General features: G+C 50.6%; 1 protein-coding gene. It reads right to left on the minus strand.

Annotation, left to right across the window (positions count from 1 at the left end):
• On the minus strand, window positions 1-441 hold a 441-nt coding region (locus tag ER13_RS18890; protein ID WP_197019823.1), incomplete at both ends, for a DUF6531 domain-containing protein.

Genomic DNA, 441 nt, shown 5'->3' on the forward strand with positions numbered 1-441 from the left:
GCGGTAAACCATGATGCTTTATCGGCATCAAACTCAAGACGCTGATCCAGAGTAGAGGACCATCCGATGCCAAAAACACCTGAAGGAATATCTTGCGAGTTAGTCACAGCCAAGCTGTTATACATACGTTTCAGGTTCAGATTACGCGCAAAAGTTCCCGGGAAAGAAAGGTCGGTTTCAGGCTCAATGAAGTTACCCGTTGCCACGTTTACCGGATCATTTGCGAATCCGGAAGTAGGGATTTCGCCCGTGACCTGAGCGGGATGAACCTCGATTTTCTGAACCTGAGGAGCACCAGTTCCACGCTCCTGCATACGCTGATCCAGATATGCATTCGAGACGGTTTTGATGTTACCGGTGCCAGACCCAGCATCCCTAAAATCCTGGGCAACTCCAGAAACCCAGGTATTGACCTGGTTGCTCTGTTGAAGCCACCCCGCC

This window comes from Brevundimonas sp. EAKA (assembly GCF_000698025.1).
Lineage (GTDB): Bacteria > Pseudomonadota > Alphaproteobacteria > Caulobacterales > Caulobacteraceae > Brevundimonas > Brevundimonas mediterranea_A.